The 18,739-nt window shown below is 53.5% G+C and carries 20 protein-coding genes; 14 read left to right on the top strand and 6 right to left on the bottom strand.

The window, feature by feature from the left end; genetic code table 11:
- Nucleotide 1 precedes the first annotated feature (1 nt).
- The 4 genes from IPI29_13585 to IPI29_13570 all read left to right on the top strand — a co-directional run bounded on the left by IPI29_13585 (nt 2) and on the right by IPI29_13570 (nt 3,233).
- Complete coding sequence (locus IPI29_13585; GenBank protein MBK7413580.1) at nt 2-712, top strand: MtnX-like HAD-IB family phosphatase; 711 nt, start codon at nt 2-4, stop codon at nt 710-712.
- 69 nt (nt 713-781) lie between these two features.
- Nucleotides 782-1,723, top strand: a complete 942-nt coding sequence (locus IPI29_13580; protein ID MBK7413579.1) for a T9SS type A sorting domain-containing protein — start codon at nt 782-784, stop codon at nt 1,721-1,723.
- A gap of 200 nt (nt 1,724-1,923) precedes the next feature.
- On the top strand, nt 1,924-2,472 hold the full coding sequence (locus tag IPI29_13575; protein MBK7413578.1) for an NAD(P)H-dependent oxidoreductase: 549 nt from the start codon (nt 1,924-1,926) through the stop codon (nt 2,470-2,472).
- Between the two features lie 62 nt (nt 2,473-2,534).
- Nucleotides 2,535-3,233: a pirin family protein gene (locus IPI29_13570; protein ID MBK7413577.1), complete on the top strand. Its 699-nt coding sequence runs from the start codon at nt 2,535-2,537 to the stop codon at nt 3,231-3,233.
- Here the strand turns inward: IPI29_13570 and IPI29_13565 are convergent.
- Genes IPI29_13565 through IPI29_13545 form a run of 5 tightly spaced genes read right to left on the bottom strand, consistent with a single transcriptional unit; the run spans nt 3,200 to nt 10,950 of the window.
- Nucleotides 3,200-5,938: an HAD-IC family P-type ATPase gene (locus tag IPI29_13565; protein ID MBK7413576.1), complete on the bottom strand. Its 2,739-nt coding sequence runs from the start codon at nt 5,936-5,938 to the stop codon at nt 3,200-3,202. The genes IPI29_13570 and IPI29_13565 overlap by 34 nt on opposite strands.
- Nucleotides 5,935-7,461, bottom strand: a complete 1,527-nt coding sequence (gene hutH / locus IPI29_13560) for a histidine ammonia-lyase (protein ID MBK7413575.1) — start codon at nt 7,459-7,461, stop codon at nt 5,935-5,937. Before hutH ends, IPI29_13565 begins: the two co-directional genes overlap by 4 nt.
- A gap of 22 nt (nt 7,462-7,483) precedes the next feature.
- Nucleotides 7,484-9,148, bottom strand: coding sequence for a hypothetical protein (locus tag IPI29_13555; protein ID MBK7413574.1), 1,665 nt, complete (start codon nt 9,146-9,148; stop codon nt 7,484-7,486).
- On the bottom strand, nt 9,148-10,095 hold the full coding sequence (locus tag IPI29_13550) for a hypothetical protein (GenBank protein MBK7413573.1): 948 nt from the start codon (nt 10,093-10,095) through the stop codon (nt 9,148-9,150). Before IPI29_13550 ends, IPI29_13555 begins: the two co-directional genes overlap by 1 nt.
- A 60-nt stretch (nt 10,096-10,155) precedes the next feature.
- On the bottom strand, nt 10,156-10,950 hold the full coding sequence (locus tag IPI29_13545; protein MBK7413572.1) for a UDP-2,3-diacylglucosamine diphosphatase: 795 nt from the start codon (nt 10,948-10,950) through the stop codon (nt 10,156-10,158).
- Nucleotides 10,951-11,015: 65 nt separating this feature from the next.
- On the opposite strand from IPI29_13545, the gene panB reads away from it, so the two are divergent.
- The 8 genes from panB (at nt 11,016) to IPI29_13505 (ending at nt 17,070) form a co-directional block, all read left to right on the top strand.
- Nucleotides 11,016-11,834, top strand: a complete 819-nt coding sequence (gene panB, locus IPI29_13540; protein ID MBK7413571.1) for a 3-methyl-2-oxobutanoate hydroxymethyltransferase — start codon at nt 11,016-11,018, stop codon at nt 11,832-11,834.
- The gene (locus tag IPI29_13535) at nt 11,834-12,229 is read left to right on the top strand and encodes a hypothetical protein (GenBank protein MBK7413570.1); all 396 of its coding nucleotides are present in this window, start codon (nt 11,834-11,836) and stop codon (nt 12,227-12,229) included. The genes panB and IPI29_13535 overlap by 1 nt, the downstream gene beginning before the upstream one ends.
- Before the next feature lie 30 nt (nt 12,230-12,259).
- Nucleotides 12,260-13,282, top strand: a complete 1,023-nt coding sequence (locus IPI29_13530) for a hypothetical protein (protein MBK7413569.1) — start codon at nt 12,260-12,262, stop codon at nt 13,280-13,282.
- Nucleotides 13,283-13,390: 108 nt separating this feature from the next.
- Nucleotides 13,391-14,002, top strand: a complete 612-nt coding sequence (locus tag IPI29_13525; GenBank protein MBK7413568.1) for a hypothetical protein — start codon at nt 13,391-13,393, stop codon at nt 14,000-14,002.
- Nucleotides 14,003-14,013: 11 nt separating this feature from the next.
- On the top strand, nt 14,014-15,192 hold the full coding sequence (locus IPI29_13520; protein ID MBK7413567.1) for a hypothetical protein: 1,179 nt from the start codon (nt 14,014-14,016) through the stop codon (nt 15,190-15,192).
- Between the two features lie 10 nt (nt 15,193-15,202).
- Nucleotides 15,203-15,502 carry a hypothetical protein gene (locus tag IPI29_13515; GenBank protein MBK7413566.1) on the top strand — a complete coding sequence of 100 codons (300 nt, stop codon included), beginning with the start codon at nt 15,203-15,205 and terminating at the stop codon, nt 15,500-15,502.
- Between the two features lie 12 nt (nt 15,503-15,514).
- Complete coding sequence (locus tag IPI29_13510; protein MBK7413565.1) at nt 15,515-15,994, top strand: Rieske (2Fe-2S) protein; 480 nt, start codon at nt 15,515-15,517, stop codon at nt 15,992-15,994.
- Nucleotides 15,995-15,996: 2 nt separating this feature from the next.
- The gene (locus tag IPI29_13505; GenBank protein MBK7413564.1) at nt 15,997-17,070 is read left to right on the top strand and encodes an RsmB/NOP family class I SAM-dependent RNA methyltransferase; all 1,074 of its coding nucleotides are present in this window, start codon (nt 15,997-15,999) and stop codon (nt 17,068-17,070) included.
- On the opposite strand, the gene IPI29_13500 is transcribed toward IPI29_13505, so the two are convergent.
- A complete protein-coding gene (locus IPI29_13500; protein MBK7413563.1) occupies nt 17,048-17,761 on the bottom strand; it encodes a hypothetical protein in 714 nt (237 codons plus the stop codon). The two genes, IPI29_13505 and IPI29_13500, sit on opposite strands and share 23 nt — an antisense overlap.
- An 80-nt stretch (nt 17,762-17,841) precedes the next feature.
- Between IPI29_13500 and IPI29_13495 the strand changes: the two genes are divergently transcribed.
- Both IPI29_13495 and IPI29_13490 read left to right on the top strand, forming a co-directional pair.
- Nucleotides 17,842-18,246, top strand: a complete 405-nt coding sequence (locus tag IPI29_13495) for a DUF393 domain-containing protein (GenBank protein MBK7413562.1) — start codon at nt 17,842-17,844, stop codon at nt 18,244-18,246.
- A 118-nt stretch (nt 18,247-18,364) separates the two neighbouring features.
- Entirely contained in the window at nt 18,365-18,670 is a 306-nt protein-coding gene (locus IPI29_13490) for a DNA-directed RNA polymerase subunit omega (GenBank protein ID MBK7413561.1), read from the top strand.
- Nucleotides 18,671-18,739 lie beyond the last annotated feature (69 nt).

Here is an 18,739-nt window from a genome sequence, read left to right as displayed (position 1 = left end):
GATGGCCATTCATCTCTTCCTCGACTTCGACGGCACGATCTCCCAGACCGACGTAGGCAACGAACTGTTTCAGCGCTTCGGTGAGTTCGAGCCAGTCCACACGCAGCTGATGAACAACGAGATCTCCGTGGCAGAATACTACCGGCGGTCCGTTGCTTTGCTTCGTCCGGATTGCACTCCCGAATCCCTAACGGCCTTTGCGCTCGCACAACAACTCGATGCCGGTTTTGCTCCGCTCGTTTCTTGGGCACGCCGTTCGAACATCGCAGTGTCTGTAGTGAGTGATGGATTCAACCTCTACATCGAGCCCCTTCTCGATCGCAGCGGAATGCGAAATGAACTCCGGGTGTGGTGCAACACTCTCGTCTGGAATGGAACAGCATTTACCGTTGCCTTTCCCGGAGCCACCGAATCGTGTACGTGTTTCTGTGCGTCATGCAAGCGCAACGTCGTGATCGCAAGTGTTGCTGACGATGACATCGCCATCTATGTGGGAGACGGACGTTCAGACTCCTGTGCTGTGGAACATGCCGACATCGTTTTTGCCAAGGGCACGTTGGCAGCGGAATGCACACGCAAGGGCATACCGCATCATCATTTCCATACCCTCGCAGAAGTGATGATCATCCTCCAGAGAAAGGTTGTAGAGGGGGCTCTCCGACCCCGACGTCAGGCCGTGCTCGCAAGGAAGCGCGCCATAGAGGCAGAATAGCCTTAAACCCAGAAGCCCCATCTGTGTCTCAGTGCCCGCAATACACGAACAACACTTGAGGCATCAGTCATGAAACATCTTCTCCTCGCAGCTATCGGACTCTTCATCGTCCTTGCCGCACAGCCCATCCAAGCACAAGACAAGCCGACCAAGGCAGAGCGCAGAGCAGCCGCATTAGACCTGCGCAGTGATATGCGCACATGGTTTGAAGCCGACGTTTACCCATCGCTCAAGAAGTGGCACCAAGAATACGATGCCAGCCTTTCTTCCGAAGACCTCGCAACATTGGCCAAGTATCGCGCAGAGGCAAAACAACTCAAGGATGCCATGCGCAAGGACATGATGGCACTCAAGGGCACCATGAAGAAAGGTGATAGAGACGAAATGCATGAGAAGATGGAAGCCCTCCGGGAGAAGCACCACGATGCTATGGAGAACATCATTGATGGCGTAAAACCTATCATCAAGCGCTCTAAGGTCAAGCTCCGCTCCATCTTTGATACGAACGAGGATCAGATCGAAGCTTGGCGCGATAAAGCCCGGGAGATCATGAAGACCTGGAGCAGTGAACATCAAGGAATGGGTCGTGGTGGCAAGAAAGGTCACGGACCACAAGGAATGGGTCTGCCGCTCATGGGACAAGACGGCAAACACGCAGCCCTCAAGTTCGTGCTTTGGGATGGCACCATGCCCCCTATCGAAGACGAAATGCTTGGCAACGACCCGCTCAATGGTCAGCCCGGTCAGAACCGAAACACCCTTGGTCAGATGAAGGTAGCCCCGGCACCGTCCGGTAATGCTGCAACCATCACCGTAGGCAACGTTCCGAACGGTCCAGCCAAGCTTGAGATCTACGACATGAACGGTACCCTCGTCCGCTCAGTGAACGTCACTGCCACAAACGGCACCATCGAACAACGTGTAGATCTCAGCGACCTCCCCGCCGGCTCCTACATGGCCAGCGTGAATACGGCGATGGGGAGGAGGACAGCTCAGATCATCAAGGAATAGCGAACAGCGAACACAGAACAGCGAACACAGAACACAGAACAGCGAAGACAGAACAGCGAATTCGATTTTTACATTGAGTTCGCTGTTCTCTGTTCGCTGTTCGCTGTTCGCTGTTCTGTGTTCTGCATTCATTATGTGTTGCAACACACTATCCCTATCTTTGTTTCGTCTTTCCTTCTATTCGTCACTACAGGTTCACAATGAACATTCTTACGATCTCTGGTTCCTTGCGCGAGAAGTCCTATAACACGGGGCTTGTTAGGACCGCCGAACTCCTTGGTGTTGAAGGAGTTACATTCACACATGCAAATATTCGAGAGATACCGCTGTTCGACGCAGATCTCGAAGTTTCGTCAATTCCCGAGGCCGTTGCAGTTATTAAGCAACAGATCGAAGCAGCGGATGGCGTCTTGATAGCCACACCGGAGTACAACTTCTCCTACACTGGCGTCCTGAAGAATGCTCTTGATTGGGCATCGAGGGGGCCCGTTCGCCCCTTTACTGAGAAACCTGTGGCGGTGATCGGTGCGAGTACCGGAAATTTTGGTTCCGTTCGTGCGCAGACCGATCTACGTAGACTTCTCCACGGAATGGCTGCTCATGTGCTGCCAAAACCGGAATTGCTCGTTACGCAGGCAGCTTCCAAGTTTGATGAAAATGTGATCCTTATCGATGAAGCAACACTGAAGATCTACCGCACCCTCCTCGATAAATTCGTGAAGTACGTTCACGTCCTCAAAACCCTGTAACATCGGGCTAAAGCCCGATACTTGTAACCCCGTAACCCCGTAACCTCGTAACCCCGTAACCCATGATCTACAAAGCTTCCGACCGTGGCCATTTCGATTTTGGATGGCTCGATACAAATCACACGTTCAGCTTCGGTCACTACATGAACACGGAGCGAATGAACTTCGGCATGTTGCGTGTGTTCAATGATGACGTTGTTGCACCTGGCGAAGGTTTTGGGACGCACCCGCACAACAACATGGAGATCATCTCCATCCCACTCGAGGGCGTGATCATGCACCGTGATAGTATGGGGCATGAAGAAGGTCTCCGTCCGGGTGATGTTCAAGTGATGTCAGCAGGTACGGGGCTTACCCATTCCGAATACAATGGATCGGCAACGGACGTATTGAAGTTCCTGCAGATCTGGATCATTCCAAATGCACGTAACGTGGAGCCCCGTTATGATCAGGTGAACATAGGTGATGCGGAACGCAACGTTCTTCACACCGTTGTTGGTCCTAAGAACAGTGGAATGCCACTGTGGATCAATCAGGATGCGTGGCTTAGCATCGCAAAGGTTGATGCAGGCGCATCAGTGGTTCATACACGCCGTGCTCCGGGATCAGGGATGTTCGTCTTTGTGATCGAAGGTTCGTTGAAGATCGATGACGCAGTGCTTACAAGACGTGACGCAGTAGGGATCGTGGACCGTGATACGATCGAGATCTCCGCGGCGTCCGATGCCTACTTCGTCGTCATCGATGTCCCTCTTGCATGATAGCGCCTTCGCACGTATTTCTCGAACTCCACTAGGAGATAGAGTATCACTCCGCCACTGGCAATGGTGGTCCACGATGTGATCCCAACAGGCGCTGAATGGAAGGCCACGTTAAAGAATGGAACGTAGGTGAAGGCCAGCTGCAGCATCAGCATGGTCCCGGTCCCGTACCAAAGGTACTTGTTGGCAAACAGCGAGGTGGGTTGTGATGTTGAGAGTGTTCGGCAGTTGAACAGGTAGAACATCTGCATCACAACGAATGCGTTGGTGGCTGATGTACGGGCCAGAGGAAGGCTGTGACCGGTCTTCACTTCCCAGAGGAACACACCAAATGATGCAAGCAAGAGCATCGATCCAACGAAGAACGTCCGCATGATAAGGTTTGTTGAGAACAACGGGGCTTTAGGGTCGCGCGGTGGTCTCGACATCGTGTCGGGAGCGATCGGCTCAAATGCAAGTGGCAATCCGAGGATCACCGCTGTTGTCATGTTGATCCACAGGATCTGCACGGGAAGGATAGGAAGCTCCATTCCCATGGCAACAGCGGCCACGATCACAAGTCCCTCGCCGAGGTTTGTTGGGATGGTCCATACGATGAACTTGAGCAGATTATCGTAGACCGTCCTCCCCTCCTCTACAGCAGCAACGATGGTTGCAAAATTGTCGTCGGTGAGAACCATCGACGAGGCCTCTTTCGCAACATCCGTCCCGCTCTGCCCCATCGCTACGCCGATGTTCGCCGCCTTCAATGCCGGCGCATCATTCACCCCGTCTCCGGTCATGGCAACCACATGCCCGCTGCGCTGCATCGACTCAACGAGTCGCAACTTCTGCTCGGGAGAGACGCGAGCAAAGACCGCTACATGTTCTGCAGCATCATCGAATTCTTCACCGGTCATCGCTGCGAGTTGTGCCCCGGTAAGCGAAAGGAGTTTACCCGACTCTTCTCGTCCCTTCAGACCAAGATCTCGTGCGATGGCCGACGCTGTTGATGCATGATCGCCGGTGATCATCTTCACCATGATGCCGGCTCGCTGACATTCAGAGATAGCCATGCGTGCCTCTTCTCGCGGCGGATCGATCATCGCTACAAGGCCGCAGAACAAGAAGCCCCTTTCAACATCATTGTGAGAGATGGTGTGGTTATGAGAATCGCTATCAGACAGAGCGCAGGCAAGCACGCGCCACCCGTGAGAACTCATCGACTCAGCTGCGCGATGAATTCGGGTCCTGTCGATGGGAACACGTTCCCCGTCCGGACCAAGCATATGGTCGCACCGCTGCGCCACGGATTCAACGCTGCCCTTCATGTAGATCCGAACGCCATCGTTGTGTCGGTGCAACGTTGCCATGTATTGGTTCTCACTGGAGAACGGAAGCATGTCCACCAGCGGCATGAGTTCATTCTCTACGTCGCGTGTGATGGATGCCTTAGTCGCCAAGACCACCAAGGCCGCCTCGGTGGGATCTCCTACAGCCACCCATTGCCCCTTATCCTCCTTGATCGTTGCCGTTGAACACAGAACTCCTGCTCGGATGGTTTCATGGAGCGCAACATCTCGTCCGACATGTGTTACCTGGACTTCTTCTCCGCCAGGCAAATGACGATGGATATCCCCGTGATGGTGATAGCCAGTGCCGGTAACATTGTACTCTGCATCAAGTGTTGAAACATTTACCACCGTCATCTGATTTTCTGTGAGCGTGCCAGTCTTGTCACTACAGATCACCGTTGTTGACCCAAGAGTTTCAACAGCAGGCAACCGACGAATGATGGCCCTGCGCTTGGCCATCCGGTTGACGCCGATGGCAAGAATGATGGTAACGGCAGCGGGAAGTCCTTCAGGAATGGCTCCAACGCTCAATGCAACCGCAGCCAAGAGCATCTCAACCGGTCCGCCGCCTCGGAGGATCCCTACGACGAACGTTACCACTGCGAGAGCAAGAATGGCCCAAAGGAGCATCACCGAGACCTTCTCGATCTGCTTCGTGAGCGGCGTTGCCAATTCCGTTGTCTCACTCAACAGAGAGGAGATGGTACCGAGCTCGGTACGTGTACCGGTTGCAACAACGATGCCCCGTGCACTTCCACGCGTGACGATCGTGGAGGCATAGGTCATGTTGGATCTGTCGGCGAGGACGGTACGTTCGTCGAGCAAAGACTCTGACTTCTCAACGGGAACAGATTCACCCGTGAGCGAGGCTTCAGCAACGGCGGCATCCTTCACCCAGACAAGTCGGATATCGGCTGGCACTCTGTCGCCGCTTTCGAGCGAGACAAGATCACCCGGAACCAACTCTCGCATCGCGATACGATGACGAGTACCATCACGAATGACCGTTGCAACTCCTTGCACACTGCTTGCCAGGGAAGCGAGTGAAGCGATCGCCTTCCCCTCTTGGACAAAGCCGATCACAGCGTTGAGGAGAACAACACCGAGGATCACCGATGCATCGGCAAGTCCGCCGAAGTAGATAGTCAAGCCCCCTGCGAACAACAGCACATAGACGAGCGGAGCACGGAGTTGTCGGATGAAACGCTTGAAGGGATGTTCAGCCCGAGTCTTCGGCAGTTCATTCGGTCCCTCGCGATCGAGTCGTTGCCGTGCTTCCTCATGCGAAAGTCCATCGGTTATCGAGGTTGAAAGCGCTGATGCAACATCCTCACTCGGTAACGTATGCCATAGCGGGTGTTCTTTGATCATGAATCGAGTTCCATACCGATGGCTCGCACGATGGAACCATTGGCAACGAGAGCTCGTACTGCTTCCATATCGTGATAGAGCACGCGGTCTTCAGTAGCGAACGGAACACGTTCCCGCACACAATGCACAACACTCTCCAGAGGGACGCTTGATCGCAATGGTCGCAAGAGTCCAACACCCTGCGACGCACACAACACTTCAATACTGATCACATTCTCCACGTTCTCAACGATCGTCCAAAGCTTCCGCGCAGCAATGCTGCCCATGGAGTTATGATCCTCTTGGTTTGCCGATGTGGGGATGCTGTCCACACTTGCCGGATGCGCCAGCACCTTGTTCTCGCTCACCATCGCAGCTGCTGTGTATTGAGCGATCATCATTCCGGAGTTCAGTCCGCCGTTTGGTGTAAGGAAGCGTGGCAAGCCCCCTAGAGCATGATTCACGAGTCGCTCTGTGCGACGTTCCGAGATGTTGGCAAGTTCCGACAAAGCGATGGCAAGGAAATCAAGGACAAGGGCAAGGGGCTGACCATGAAAATTCCCACCTTCGATATGGATATCGTCATCAGCAATGATGAGCGGATTATCAGTGGCGCTATTCATCTCTCGTTCGATCACCGTGGTTGCATAGGTGATGGTGTCTCGCGTGGCCCCATGGACCTGCGGCATACAGCGCAGACTATAGGCGTCCTGCACCTTTCCGTCACCTACCTTATGGGAATCACGGATCTCACTTCCCTTCAGAAGTGTGCGCAGGTTCTTGGCCGTGATGAGTTGTCCGGGATGTGGTCTCGTACGATGAAGTCTCTCATCAAAGGCATTATCCGTCCCTCGCAGTGCATCGAGAGACAGTGCACCGGCGATATCAGCACATGCAGCAAGATTGCGAGCACGGTGGATCGTCAGGGCACCATACGCACACATCATCTGCGTTCCGTTGATGAGCGCCAGTCCTTCTTTTCCCGCTAAGCGCACAGGTGTGATGCCGTGACGTTGCAGAGTATCGGCGCTCGACTCACGAACACCATCCACAACACACTCCCCTCTGCCGATCAGACAGAGTGCGAGATGGGAAAGGGGCGCCAGGTCACCACTCGAACCCACAGAGCCCTGACTTGGAATGGCGGGTACGATACCGGCGTTGACCATGGCGATCAATGCATCAAGCGTAGACTCGCGGATGCCGGAGAATCCCTTTGCAAGCGCATTGATACGGAGGATCATCATTGCCCGTACAACCACGGCAGGCAACAACTCGCCCATCCCAGCACTGTGCGAGATGATGAGATTCTCCTGCAACTTCTCTACATCCTCTAACGGAATGAAGACATTGGCGAACTCACCGAATCCGGTTGTCATTCCATATACAATGCGCGATTCCGCGATCCATCGGTCAACCGCCGCGCGAGACTCCTGCACGCGTCTGCGCGCATCGTCCGTGAGAGCCACCTGTGAAGTGAGATCATGAGCTGCACGAGCAAGGTCGTCGATCGTAAGTGATGAACCGTCGAGAAGGAGTGTCATGGATCGAACGGAGTAGTGGTGATCAAAGGGTACGCTCTGCAACGCCGAGTGCGTCGAACAGAGCATGGTAACGTTGGGAACGAAGCACATACATTCGTTCGCTTGTGGACTTCAAACGATAATCATCTGCGAGGGCGTTAAGACGCGCAGGTGTTGCTCGGTCAAGATAACCGCTTGCATGTAGTAGCACAACAATACGAGCGATGGGGTGCGAAGCGGAGTATCGTTTCTTTGTACGTGCGTTAAGCTTGCGAAGCCCATCGCGAAGAGCTGCTTGACGGTCGCCATCGTAGCAAGAGTTCACGTGTTTCGTAACAAGATCGCCGAGTCGGTCCGCTGAAGGCGGTACGGCAACGTCTGCGGATCCGTAGACCCATCGCATTGTTGCACCAGCTAACGTCAGCAGCACGTCCTTTGGAGAGTGATAGCCAGGCGTTGTCGACATCTTCTTGTATTCATCGCGAGCAAGTTTAGCGAGGTCCTTTTCCACCGGACGGAATCCGAGTCGGTAGTAGAACCAGAACGAACGCGACTTGATCCCGTCGGAGTTTCCATAGCCGATCTGGTAGGGATCAACGCAAAAGGCACGAACATTGAACGCATGATGGTAGAGTCGCAGGAGATCCGCAACGATCACAGCGGATTCACCACCACGAAACGGCGGAAAGACATTCACGCCAAAGAACGATTCGTTGTTCAACACCCATCCACCGCCGTAGGCACAGGGGACATCGTTCTTGAAGGCCATGAATCCGATGTAGCTCTGCAGCGCCATCTTCATGTCGGGTTGCATAGCATACAGAGCAATGCCCAGCCCCCTACCCATGTCGTAGTACTCAGTTTCACCAACGTGCGAAAAAGTAACAGGATCCGTCTCTCGCTGCATCGAAGCAAGAACACCACGAGCCACATCCACAAGATGTGTCTGCTGTTGAAGTGTGAGGTCAATGCGTCGAGGTTTCGATGCTAGGTGTGCAGTCAGATCAACAGAACGTTGAAGCCCGTGTGTATGGATGAAGGGGGCTCCGTGGTTCGCTCTGCCGGATGTTAGAGTTGGCGAGTTTGGGTGTGTTGACCAGAGAGTTGTGGTTGCGAACTGACCAAAGATGAACTCCTTGAGGGCCGTGCTTCCGGGAAGTCGGTCCGTCATCTCAACGATCCATCGTTTCATTTGCTGTTTGTTCCCGCCTGCACCTGTCATGTGTTCCGACCAATACGCCCACGCCGTTTTTCCGGCATGCAACATCTCTTGTTCAACGGGATCAAAGAGGTTCACGAGTGTTTGAACAAGAACCGACTCATTCACACCTTCGGTGGAAAGTTGTGTGTCTGCCGGGAATCTCTCCACCAACCACTTATTGAGCGTGAGACTGAACGGCACTCTTACCGGTGCACCGGCGATCGTGCTGTTCTCGTAGTGAAGTCGGTCTGCGCCTTTCCGTGTGGAGACGTGAAGAGCAACTCGCTGAAGTTCGATCTCTGCCAGCGTGCGAACCACATTTGAACCCGGATAGGCGACACTATACAACAATGCCTCGTGGTACAATATCACAGCAGTGACGGTACCACAAGGCATCGATGAAAGAGCGAGGAGGATCTTCTCCTGCTCGGCTATTGATTCTTGGTCGAACGACCGCTGAATGGCACGGAACGATCGGACCAGACCAGCGAACGTTGGGCGAGCCATTATTTCTTCTTCTTTGCTCCGCCGGTGCCGATGAAGTTGCTCCAATGGAATTCTGTTGGGACCTGACGTCCCTGTTTTGCCAGATCGATGAGGAACGTTGCTGTGGTATTGAGCACCCACTGGAAGTTCTCTTCTTGTACCGAAGCACGTTCTGCATCCGGAGCCGGGTTCATATAGTCGATCGCATACGGAATGCCATCACGAACGGCGAACTCGATCGTATTGAAGTCATAGCCCAGGATGTTGCAGATCTTCAAGCAGAGTTCTTCAAGTGTCTTGAGCATCTCTGGCGTCGGCGCGAAGTCGGCCTTATACCGAAGATGATGTGCATTGCGCGGCTCATACGGCATGATATGGACATGCTTTCTGCCGATACAGTAGCAACGATAATATTCTGTGAAGTCGATGCCTTCTTGAAGCGTCATCACGATGTCTGCTGTTTCACTGTATGCCGTAAAGAACTCTTCAATGGAGTCAACCTTATAAACGTGCTTCCAGCCCCCTCCATCAAACGGCTTGAGATACGATGGGAATCCAACGTAGTCAAAGATGTCCTGCCAGTTGAGCGGGAACATGAGATTGCGGAAGGAGTCGGCCGTTGTATCAGGCGGATGGTTCTTACTTGGGAGAAGGACGGTCTTCGGAACCGGGATACCGGCCTTATCGGCAACGGCATAATTGAAGAACTTGTCGTCTGCCGACCACCAAAATGGATTGTTCACAACGCGCACGCCATTGAGAGCGGCAACCTTGAGCATTGCACGGTAGAACGGAACGTCTTGGGAGATACGATCGAGGATCACATCGTATTCGAACAATGTCTCGAGCGTGATCCCACCGATCTTCACGAATTCAGCGGCAACTCCTTGGTCGCGCCGGTTGATCTCTTCTACCAAGGCCGGCGGAAACGTCTGTTCCATTCCGAACAATAGACCTACTTTTTTCATGCCGCCTCTCCCTTGATTCGTGTCATGCAATTGTGTGATGCGAAAATACTGCTCAGCAGCTCACGGGGTGGCCTTGGGCTGAACTTCAATGAGTCGGAAACCATCTTCAGGGGAGAAAACGCCGTACGTAGCCCCGTTTCCAAGCCAGTGGCCAAGATTCACGTAGGTTCCGTTGCCGTGGGTGAGGACGTTTGCGTGGTGACGGTGACCCATCACAACGAGATCGTATCCTTCATCGATCTTTGCCAGGGCAAAGTCCCGTAGACCATCGTGCGGACCATAGTCCTTTTCCGACGTGTGATCGCGGCTGCCATGGGACGTCCTAGAGGCCAGAGCAATACCCCAATCAGGGTGGATCCACCTGTAGAGCCACTGTGCGAAGCGGTTTCGGAGCACCGATCGAAGGACCAGATATCCTGTATCCTGGTGTGCCTTGCCGTCTCCATGACTGATATAGACCCGCGTTCCGTTGATCGTTGCCGAAACATCGCCCAGATCCACTTCAATCCCAAGCTCTTCTCGGAAATACGTGTGGTGACCGAAATCGTGATTCCCGATCAAGTAGGAGACGGGCAAGCCCCCTGCCCTCAGCTCTTGAAGGGCTGCAAGGGTCCGAACATGCCAGCGGGGAATGACCGTATTGTAGTCGAACCAGAGGTCGAAAAGATCGCCCACTATGAACAGATGGGCCGAAGTTTCGGCGCAGGATCTCAGGATGGGCAGGAGCAGGTCCTCTCGCGTTCTATCCCGGTCTCGGCTCCCATAACCGAGGTGGACATCGGAAATGAACGTCACCACCTTACCCGGGGGGACGTCCACACGGAGCGAGCGAAGGGAGACCACAGGTTCAAACATGACGATAAGATAACGCCGGGAAGCGGCCTGACGGCTATCTTTGCCCCTCACGTCGGGTACACTACATGTCCGTAACTCCAACCACACGAAAACGCGTAACAACGCGCCGCCTCATTGACATGAAGGCAGCGGGGAAAGCCATTGCCTGCCTAACGGCATATGATGCGATCACCGCAGGTATTCTTGACAGTGCTGGAGTGGATGTTCTTCTCGTTGGAGATTCTGTTGGGAACGTGATCCAAGGTCACGACACAACGATCCCCGTTACGCTCGAACACATGATCTATCACACGCAGGCTGTGGTCCGCGTTGTAGAACATGCACTTGTGGTTACCGATATGCCCTTCATGAGCTATCAAGTCTCTCCGCAGGAAGCGTTCCGAAATGCCGGACGGTTGATGAAGGAGGCCGGTAGTGGTGCAGTGAAGCTTGAAGGGGGCCAGCGGGTCCTTGAAGCCGTCCGTTTGATGACGGAGAACGGCATCCCTGTCATGGGTCACCTTGGTCTTACCCCGCAAAGCATCCATCAGTTCGGCTCGTATAAGGAGCGTGGTGCTACACCCGAAGAAGCAGAGCAGATCCTTCGCGATGCTGTTGCGCTAGAACAAGCAGGAGCATTTGCCATCGTCCTCGAGAAGGTGCCTACGGCACTTGCCGCTGAGGTAACGAAGATCACTACGGTGCCAACGATCGGCATCGGAGCGGGACCGCACTGTGATGGGCAAATTCTCGTCTGGACAGATATGATGGGAATGTCCACAGAATTCAGACCTCGATTTGTTCGGCGGTATGCCGAACTCCACGAAGTGATGACATCGGCGGTACAACGGTACGTGACGGACGTACGAGGTCATGACTTCCCTGGTCCGGAGGAGAGCTACTGATGCACGCCGGGTACATGGCTACATCGGCCTTTCTCTGTGTTCTTGCATTCTCGGGATGCAATGGAGCTACTGTAACTCAACCGCAAGATGTGGTGTTTCCTGATTCCAACGTGCGCTTCAGAGGACAGGTACTACCCTTCCTCACAGTAACATGCGCCAATGGTGGGTGTCATAACGACATCTCTGCTGCAGGGGGCATCCGTCTCACGTCATATTCAGCATTGATCTCAGACAGACCAAATCTCATTGTCCCCGGACGTCCTGAGGAAAGCACAGTGATCCAGGTTCTCGAAGGCAAGCTTGGCCATCCGGTTGGCGAACTCCCACAGCGCGTTTCTTCTGCTCAGGTGCAAGGAATGCGTCAGTGGGTAAAAGAAGGCGCCCTCAATAACTAGCATACGAAACATCTTTTGGAGACTGACAACATGACCTTTCCACGCTTGACCGCACTGGCACTCGCTGGCATCATCGCACTGTCCGGCTGTTCATACAAGGCAAAACCGGTACCTATCGAAGGGCTGGAACTCGTCAAGGATGAGATCCGACTCTTCGAAATGAAGGTTCCAACGAACTGGTTCAAGCAGACACGGAAGGGAGATCTTATCGTCTCCACTACTACGCCAACCATCGGCAACCGATTCATGAAGTTCGGCAAGGGCGAAGGTGGCGGCAAGATCGAACTCCGCGTGATCCCGATCGACAGCACCAATCCGTCGATCGACACGATTATCAAGCGCTCCAAGCTCGAATTCGAGGATGATCTCGATCGGTACACGATCTCTCAAGCAACACTTGGCGGTAAGCCGGCAAAGAAGCTTTCCGTAAAATTCGATCAAGCAGACGGAGAGTTCCAGCTCGAATCCTTTTTCGCTGAGAACGACTCGTTGGTGACCATCGTAACGGTAGCAGCGTTCGGTAAGACCTTCGAAGACTATCAGAAGGAATTCACAGAGATCCTTGCATCGGTGAAGCTGGCGCAACGCCCTGCGGTGGTTGCGAAGACCGAAACATCAACGCCTACAGGTCCGGAGCCGCCGTCCGATACTCTTCGCTCCTACAATGCGCCAGACTTCTCGATCGAGATTCCACAGAACTTTGAAGGCAAGAAGGGTCAGTCTTCCGGCCTGTCCTCTATGAGCTTCCTCGGATCGCGCTTTGACTGTACGATCCAAGTGGACGTCTTCGATGCGAGCAAGCAGAACGATCTGAACAAGATCATTGAGCAGAACAAGGCTCGTTATCAAGGGGCTGGCCAGGTAGCCGCAACGATCAATGGTCAAAAAGCCTACTACTTCAACTACAATCCTGCCGCCAATGTGGCTGCTCGCGCCTACTTCACCGTCAAGGGCAACAAGATGTTCCGCATCACCCTTAACTGGTACAAGCCAGAGCAAGCCGTCTACCTTCCGCTCTTCGAGCGTTGCGTAACAACCGTGAAACTGAAGTAGACCACACTGCGACCTGCCTTCATCTTCTGTACCACCTGTCTCTGCATCGTTCTTGCAGCATGCAGTACAGATCCGGCTCCTGCTCCGCCAACGGATACAGGCAATGACGTGTATGGTCTGGCAGACTATACGCTTGAGAAGAGGCTGGGCTGTTCTGTAACTCTACGCTTCACAACCCGCGATATCTCATCTTCCGGAGATACGGTTGTGACGGTGGGATCGGACTATCGATACACCGTGGTGGACACGGCATTTCTGCTTCGTGATTCCCTGCGGTGTATCGCCGTGAAACGGGAGACGATCACCAATGGTGAGGTGCGTCTTACCGACACCACATATCAATGGGTTGGTCCTCGGGACCTGATCATGTACGAACGTTTGGCCGACACGATCGGCAGAAGGCGTCTTGCAGAGCCCCTTTCACCCGGAACTCGACTTATCCTTCGGGAGAACCTTGGATCGGTGGAGAGCAACACCTACGTGATTCAGACGATGAAGGCCGATGTTGTAACAACTACCGGCACCTTGCGGTCATGTGCTCATGTCCGTATGGCATCGTCAACCGATGCACCGGAAGGAACAACATCGTTCTCTGACGAAGTATGGTTAGCGCCGAACCTTGGAGTGGTGAAGCAATTGCAAACGCGAACGTTCAAGGCAACGGATTCAACGTCGGCCCCGACAACGATCCTTGAGTTCATCCTTATCGCACGATCCTGAATACCTGCATGATGAGATCGCTTCTTTTTGTCTTCCTCCTCGTTCTCGCAACAGGGTCTGCATGTGCCATACCACAGTTCTCCGCTCTTACCGGGAATCGGTGCTCAAACTGTCACGTAGCACCCAGTGGTGGCGGACTCCGCAATGAGCTCGGTTGGTATAGCTGGTACGATGTGTGTATCGTACCAAATGATCTTGGCGCTATCAAGTGGATGACGTCTGGCGATTCACCGAATCAGTTCTTTGGCGGGCTTCTCACACTCGGCATGGACCTTCGTCTTCAGACGGCGCGGGCTTTCACGGAAGGTGCTGAACGAAAGTACTTTCCAATGCAAGCAGCCCTCTATGCTGCTCTCACTCCGGTCAAAGCTGTTACGATCGAAGGGTCGTTCAACCTTGCAGCACTCAGACAGGGTCCGAACACCGATACGCGGATCGTCTATCCCGGACAGCGCATTGGAGCATATTCCGTTCTCTTCCAGCCCGACATAACGTGGCCAACATTTCGTGTTGGTTTGATGCGTCCGTCCATTGGTTCTCGATACGATGATCACACGATGGCTTCATACAGCTACTCTACCGCAACAACACGTCAGACCTATCTCGCGCCGGACTGGTCCGAGTATGGGGCTGAAATAACGTACGAAGGGATGCGCTGGCTCACACTCCAAGCCGGCGTTTTCGGATCTGAAGGTCTTTCGCAAATGCAGCTCAGCAATGGTGTTCAAGGGGGCTCTGCGATCACCGGAAATTCTCCCACGGTGTCAGCACGTGCCGTGTATTGGGATCGTTTCGCCGATGACCTCATCAACACCTCCGTTGGCGCATCCGTTCTTGTGAACAATGACTTCAGCATGGTGAGCACGTTTGCAAGTGTGGGTTGGAGTGATCATGCTTCGTTGATGATGGACTATACGATCACCAACAAATCAAACGTGATCACCTCTCGCAATTTCATGGCCGAGTTGATGTATCAGGTTCTTTCTGCAGCATCAGTCTACGTGCGCTACGAGAGGTACTTTACCGATCAAACACAAGCACCCGGAACTGTGAACGCAAATGCCGTGGTACTTGGCTCGCAGCTCTTTGTGCTGCCCTATGTTGAGCTACGTCCGGAATACCGGATCTGGGACACCTACAAAGAAGGCGCAAGCACGCGCTGGGCTGTTCAACTACACATCTTCTTCTAACGGGGGGTCTATGCTCTGGCGCACACTCATCATCGCTGGTATTCTTGCCATTCTCATCGGCGGAGCTGTTTGGATCAACGATGGGATGCACATCTATTCCAAGGACAAGGAAGAAGTGGTGACCATCATCAAGGACGAACTCTTTGGTACAACTCGCAGAGAAGTGACCTATGTACCGGCCTTCAAGTTCGGTTTGCTTCCGCTCGACAGTACGGTAGCTGCCACACCGGTCAGCTACGGATTTGTGCTGGGAACCTCCGTGGTCCTTATCGCATTCTCGTGGTGGAAACTTCGCCGCAAGGCATCATAAAGGATCGGATCAATGGACCAACAGTCATCACGGCGGTTCTTCCTCCATAAGGCAGCTGCTTCTATCGGGCTGGCCCTTACGGCCCCTGCCATTGCCGCCCTCGTGGCCGGATGTGAGTCTGACGAAACAACACCTACTCCTCCTGTGGGTACAACGTATACCGTAGACATCACCACGATACCTGAACTCAGCGCAGTTGGTGGTATTACCCTTACCTTTGTGGGCGACCTCAACGGTGGCAGCCCTGTCTTCATCTCGCGAATCGCTCAGAACACCTTTGTTGTGTTCAGTTCGATCTGTACACACGCATCATGCGAAGTCGATCCCCCTGCAGCGTCAGGGAGTAACATCGTCTGCAGTTGTCACAAAGCAGAATATTCGTCGAGTGATGGTTCTGTGTTGAAGCAACCAACAACGGGCAGTGCAACCAACCTGCCAAGGTTTGCCAATACCTTCGACCCAGCAACTTCCATTCTCACTATCACGGCCTGATCGTGCCCATCCCTTCGTCATTGCACGATGCTGTTCGCCAAAGTTTTGATGATGTTGTCATCTCCGGCAGACATCTCTCAACTGCTATCGAGAATCTGTTTCGCACCGTTCACCCAGCTCCCGGACTGGCAACAACCCTTCGGTCGACGCTTTTTCAAGCCATCCGCTACAACAATGTAGAGGCGGCGCTCGCCGGGTCGCTCGATACCATCCTCGACCCAGATCTTGCAGACATCCCTCCATTTCTGCGTGAGCTCGTTGCCAAGACCTATGGCAAGGACAAGAACAAGGTACTCTCGTCATTCCTCACAGATGCACCAACCTTTGTTCGTGTGAACACCATCAAGGTGTCGGTGGATGAATGTCTGCGTGCCCTTCGCCCCTTTCAAGCTGTTCGTGTAGAGGGTTATGCCCTGCGGATCGATCGTCCATTTGCGTTGTTCTCTTCAGAGGCATTTGAAGACGGCTGGTTTGAACAGGTGGCTGTTACGTCGCAGCGGGCTGCCCATGAGCTCAAGGCACGTCCGGGACAGCGCATCATCGACGCCTGTGCAGGAGCCGGAGGAAAGACGTTGCTCTTTGCTGCTTCGATGCAGAATAAGGGGCGGATCATCGCGCTCGATACACATGCGGGCAAACTCCAGGCGCTACGTCAGCGTATGGCACGTGCCGGAGCCGACATCATAGACCCGCGCGTGATCACAACCACAAAGGTTGTGAAGCGATTGAATGATACAGCCGATGGAGTGTTCATCGATGTGCCGTGCACAGGCACCGGCGTGGTTCGTCGCAATCCCGACATCCTCCGCAATCTCACAGAGAAGACGTATCAAGAACTGTTGGTGATCCAGGCCGACATCCTACGTCGGAATGCACGTCTAGCAAAGCCCGGTGGGACAGTTGTCTACGCAACCTGTTCCGTACTTCCTTCCGAAGGCAAGGAGCAGATCAAGAACTTCCTCGCATCTGAGGACGGAGAACAGTTCAAACTTGCCTACACGTGGCAGACGTTGCCCGGTGATAACGGTGGCGACGGATTCTACGTTGCGAGACTTACGAGATCAAGTGCCGCATAAGCTTGCGTTTTGCAACAGGAAGGATGGTCTCATCGAACGGGAAGTCGAGATCTGAATCCATCAAGAACGTTGCCGGATTTGGCATGTCTTGATGTTGCTCAACCAGAGCCAGCTTAAGATCTTCCGGTGTTTCCAAGATCGATGCCGGCACATGAGCTTCGATCTCGATCGTCTTCATTGCACGGTACTGCTCAGACTCAGCGGAGAAGAGTGAGAGTTCATACTTCAGAACATGAATGAGATTCTCTCGATGATCCGGAACGAACACATACCCCTCGTCGCGATAGAGTGGCATGATCCCCACCGGATCCAATGACAGACTCTGATGAACAAACTCGAACATCGCCACACCTTCGTCGGTAAGCTCTTTTACGAACGGCACAGCCCAATTCAGTAGCTCGAACGTACGAGCAATAGACTCTTCATCGGCAGGAGTTGCATTGAACATCAACTGTCGCTTCTCGAGGTCAACGCCCGTAAGCGTTTGCGGAAGAGATGTGCGATACGTCTCGCGATTCTGCTGAATGGTTTCGAGGACAGACGACAATTCGATGAGATCGCCGAGCGCCGGATACAACGTATTCTGTCTGAAGTCTCTCCGAAGGCCAGAGAGCGCTGCAAGGATCCTGTATTGTGCGGCTTCAACGTCAGCCACTCCTTGCGTGAACATATCGAGCGTGAGCGTTCCCATTGTTGACTCCTCGGGTATACTGTCACTCTTGTTGCTGCTCTACTATCATAACAAATCTCAACGCATTTTTGTTACAGACTATGTCCACACCAACCTCTATCGTTGTCTTTGATGGTGTCTGCAATCTCTGCAACACCACCGTTGATTTTTTGATCCGTCACGATCACCAGCGAACACTGCGCTTCGGCTCGTTTCAATCCGACCACATCGCATCGTTGTTGCGTTCTCATAACATCACCGAGACACCAACAACCGTCTACGTTATCACTCCCGACAACACCGTCCTCACACAAAGCACAGCGATCATCTACCTCGGTCATCAACTCGGCGGCATCTGGAAGCTGATGAGCATCGTTGCCAGGATCATCCCTCGCCCCCTTCGTGATGTTGTGTATCAGTGGATCTCCAACAACCGCTATCGTTGGTTCGGCAAGAAAGCTTCTTGCCGTCTCCCCTCCCCAGAAGAAATCTCGTTGTTTGTCTAGTTACTGGCTACTAGTTAGTGGTTACTTGTTACTGGTAACTAGTAACTCGTAACTAGTAACTGTTTTTTGCTTAGATTTACGGTTCTCCCATTGAACCCATCCGCTCTCCGAGGTCAGAATGAGTACATACATCGTCAATCCAGTGAAGGTCCGCATGGACGAATCGGCCAAGGGGTCGATCTATAAGTCTATTGTGGCCATGGGGTTGCGTTCACGTCAGATCAACGATCAGATCAAGACGCAGATCTCTGAGCGTCTTGCAGACGTTATCGTGGACACCGATGAGTCGGAAGGTCCAAATGCCGATCAAATCGCCATCAGCAAAGAATTCGACCTTCTTCCGAAGCCGACATTTCTGGCGATGAAGGAAATGACCAGCGGTCAGATCCACCTTCGGACGGACAATTCGTCCAACCCGGAGTAATCCCTCATTGAAAGATCTCGAGAGCCATCCGGCATTGCCGTGATGGCTCTTTTCGTCTCTACTCTTCGC

The sequence above is a fragment of the Ignavibacteria bacterium genome (assembly GCA_016707005.1).
In the GTDB taxonomy this organism is placed as follows: Bacteria; Bacteroidota; Ignavibacteria; order Kapaibacteriales; family Kapaibacteriaceae; genus UBA10438.
This window is presented reverse-complemented; position numbering and strand designations above follow the sequence as displayed.